The sequence below is a fragment of the Allobosea sp. CER48 genome (assembly GCF_044752385.1).
GTDB lineage: Bacteria > Pseudomonadota > Alphaproteobacteria > Rhizobiales > Beijerinckiaceae > Allobosea.
The window spans coordinates 1-3,387 of the sequence record NZ_JBIWYK010000356.1 but is presented as its reverse complement, the minus strand read 5'-3'; the positions used below and the strand labels follow the sequence as shown (position 1 = coordinate 3,387).

The following is a 3,387-nucleotide window of genomic DNA, read 5'->3' as shown; positions in this document are numbered from 1 at the left end:
AAACTCGAAGGCCGCATCCTGGCGCGATTGCACCAGACCTGCGTCGTGACGCTCGACGCCTTTCCGGTTCAGCTCGACGTTCCGGTCAAGCTCGACTTCGCGCCCGAGGAGGAGATCGAAGCCGCCTCGCGCCGCGCCGAGCGCGACGATGCCGAAATCGACATCGAAGTCCTGCTCAATGAGGACGACCCGCCGGAACCGATCATCGACGGCGTCATCGATCTTGGTGGTGTCACGCTCGAATTCCTGGCGCTGGCGCTCGATCCCTATCCGCGCAAGCCGGGGGTGAGCTTCGAGGCTCCGGCCGCCGAGCCGGGCGCAGAATCGCCTTTCGCGGCACTCGCGAAGCTAAAACGCGGTGACTGAAGCACTCGCCGTCCCTTGCATGTCTTGCGGCATCCGCCCAAGTCGCTATTGTCCGGCCGGCCATGAGCCGCCCCGGATCGAAGGTCGGCCATTCCCGGGACAAACCAGAATTCCATGACAAGACCGGTTACAATCGCGCTCGATGCGATGGGCGGGGACCACGGCCCTTCCGTCGTCATTCCAGGCGCTGCCCTGATGCTGGAGCGCCGACCGGATGCTCGCTTCGTGATCTTCGGCGACGAAAAGGAAGTGCTGCCGCTGATCGAGCAGCATCCCAAGCTGAAGGCGGTAACGACGTTCCATCACACCGAAGTCTCGGTGAAGATGGACGACAAGCCGAGCCAGGCCCTGCGCTACGGCCGCTACAAGTCCTCCATGTGGCGGGCGATCGACGCGACCAAGACCGGCGAAGCCGATGTCACCGTGTCGGCCGGCAACACCGGCGCGCTGATGGCCATGTCGAAATTCTGCCTGAAGTCGATGGCGCAGGTCGACCGGCCGGCGATTGCCTGCCTTTGGCCGACGATGCGCGGTGAAAGCATCGTGCTCGATGTCGGCGCCACGATCGGCGCCGATGCCCGCCATCTCGTCGACCTCGCCGTAATGGGCGCCGCCATGGCCCGCGTCGTACTCGATCTGGATCGCCCCACGGTCGGGCTGCTCAATGTCGGCGTCGAGGAGATCAAGGGCGTCGAGGCGGTGAAGGAAGCCGGACGCATCCTGCGCGAAAGCAACCTGCCCCATCTCTCCTATCACGGCTTCGTCGAAGGCGACGACCTCGGCAAGGGCACCGTCGACGTGGTGGTGACCGAAGGCTTCACCGGCAACATCGCTCTCAAGACTGCCGAGGGCACCGCGCGCCAGGTCACGAGTTACCTGCGCGCGGCGATCAGCCGCTCGCTGATGGCGAAGATCGGGTATATTTTTGCGCGCGGCGCCTTCGCGGCCCTGCGCGAGAAGCTCGACCCGCGCAAGTCCAATGGCGGCGTCTTCCTGGGGCTGGAAGGCATCGTCATCAAGAGCCATGGCGGCACCGATGCTATTGGCTTCGCCAGCGCCGCCGAACTCGGCTATGAAATGGCGCGGGAAGATCTGATGGCGAAGGTCCGCGAGATGGTCGCCGCAAGCACGCGCCCCGAGCTGCCGGTTGCGCAGCCGGCCGACGCCGAATAGGGAACGGTTTCCTTGTCAATTCTGCGCTCACAAGTCGTCGGTTGCGGCTCCTATCTGCCCGCCCGCATCGTCACCAATGCCGAGCTCGCCCAGCAGGTCGATACCAGCGACGAATGGATCGTCCAGCGCACCGGCATCCGCCAGCGCCATATCGCCGCCGATGACGAGCCGACCTCGATCGTCGGCCTCAGGGCCGCGCAGGCTGCAATCGCAGACGCCGGCATCGACCCGTCGGAGATCGACCTGATCATCGTGGCGACGGCCACGCCGGACCATACCTTCCCGGCGACCGCGACCCAGATTCAGGCGGCGCTCGGCATCAACGGCGGCGCGGCCTTCGACGTGCAGGCCGTCTGCTCGGGCTTCGTCTTCGCGCTGGCGACCGCCGACAAGTTCCTGACGACGGGCGGTGCAAGGGCCGCGCTGGTAATCGGCGCCGAGACCTTTTCGCGCATCCTCGACTGGGAAGACCGCGCCACCTGCGTACTTTTCGGCGACGGCGCCGGCGCCGTCGTTCTCAAGGCCGTGCCGGGTGAAGGCACGCTCTCCGACCGTGGCATCCTTACGACCCATATCCGCTCGGACGGACGCTACAAGGACAAGCTCTACGTCGATGGCGGCGCGGGCTCGAGCAAGACGGTCGGCTTCCTGCGCATGGAAGGCAAGGAGGTCTTCCGCCACGCGGTGACCAATCTCGCGGAGACAGTGCGCCACACCTTCGCGCAGACGGGCCTTTCCGGTGCCGACATCGACTGGTTCGTGCCGCATCAGGCCAACCGGCGCATCATCGACGCAACGGCCGACAAGCTCGGCATCAGCCACGACCATGTCGTCGTCACCGTGGACCGCCACGGCAACACCTCGGCAGCCTCGATCCCGTTGGCTTTGGCGGAGGCGCATGCCGATGGCCGCATCAAGCCCGGCCAACTCGTCCTGATCGAAGCCATGGGCGGCGGTTTCACCTGGGGCTCAGCCTTGATCCGCTGGTGACACCGGGGCGAAAAACGCTCAAATTGTGATGTTTTTGGTGCCATTTCGGGCAATTCTTCACGCAAGCCGGCTTTACGGCATCGCTTGAGGATTGACCCGCGCGGCGCGGGCGCCTAGCGTCCGCCGTCCGTAATGGCGAAAGGCCGGCGGTCGCCGCCGATGCCTGCAATACGCCTTGGAGGATATGAATGGCGGGGCAAACGGTCACTCGCGCGGATCTGTGCGAGGCTGTCTATCAGAAGATCGGATTGTCGCGGACGGAATCGTCGAAGCTCGTCGAGGCGGTGCTCGACGAGATCTGCGATGCGGTCGCACGCGGCGAAAATGTGAAGCTTTCATCGTTCGGCTCCTTCGTCGTGCGAGACAAGGGCGAGCGAATCGGGCGTAATCCCAAGACGGGCGTTGAAGTTCCGATCGAGCCGCGTCGGGTTATGGTCTTCAAGCCCTCGAATGTGATGAAGGCCCGCATCAACGGGCAGAGTGGAGAGGGTGAGACTGAGTGAGTCTGGAGTTCCACGCCGGCGAAACAGAGGCCGAATTGGACACCAAGAGCCCAGATGCCTTCAGAACGATCAGCGAGGTCGCCGAGGACCTCGACATCCCTCAGCATGTGCTGCGTTTCTGGGAAACCCGCTTTACCCAGATCAAGCCGCTGAAGCGCGGCGGCGGACGCCGTTATTACCGCCCTGACGATGTCGCCCTGCTCAAGGGCATCCGGCGCCTGCTTTACGGCGAAGGCTACACGATCAAGGGACTTCAGCGCATCCTGAAGGAACAGGGGCCCCGCCATGTCCAGGCCATCGGACGGGGCGCGCCGATCGGCGCGGCCAGCGGGGCGCTTGCGGCCGCCGAGGCTCC

At 64.9% G+C, this 3,387-nt stretch carries 5 protein-coding genes; all 5 read left to right on the top strand.

Going from position 1 to position 3,387, the window contains the following annotated elements; translation table 11 throughout:
- Positions 1 to 366 (top strand): YceD family protein (locus ACIPIA_RS12695; protein ID WP_400510059.1); only part of this gene is annotated, 366 nt, incomplete at its 5' end.
- A 114-nt stretch (positions 367 to 480) separates the two neighbouring features.
- On the top strand, positions 481 to 1,539 hold the full coding sequence (gene plsX, locus ACIPIA_RS12690) for a phosphate acyltransferase PlsX (protein WP_400510056.1): 1,059 nt from the start codon (positions 481 to 483) through the stop codon (positions 1,537 to 1,539).
- A gap of 12 nt (positions 1,540 to 1,551) precedes the next feature.
- A complete protein-coding gene (locus ACIPIA_RS12685) occupies positions 1,552 to 2,529 on the top strand; it encodes a beta-ketoacyl-ACP synthase III (protein ID WP_400510054.1) in 978 nt (325 codons plus the stop codon).
- Positions 2,530 to 2,717: 188 nt separating this feature from the next.
- Positions 2,718 to 3,032: an integration host factor subunit alpha gene (locus ACIPIA_RS12680; protein WP_055726295.1), complete on the top strand. Its 315-nt coding sequence runs from the start codon at positions 2,718 to 2,720 to the stop codon at positions 3,030 to 3,032.
- Positions 3,033 to 3,067: 35 nt separating this feature from the next.
- The coding region (locus ACIPIA_RS12675) for a MerR family transcriptional regulator (RefSeq protein WP_400510051.1) at positions 3,068 to 3,387 on the top strand (320 nt) is incomplete at its 3' end.

Bases quoted from the DNA above. Each gene is read 5' to 3' on its own strand.
- plsX (WP_400510056.1), top strand. From the start codon at position 481: ATGACAAGACCGGTTACAATCGCGCTCGATGCGATGGGCGGGGACCAC.
- ACIPIA_RS12680 (WP_055726295.1), top strand. From the start codon at position 2,718: ATGGCGGGGCAAACGGTCACTCGCGCGGATCTGTGCGAGGCTGTCTAT.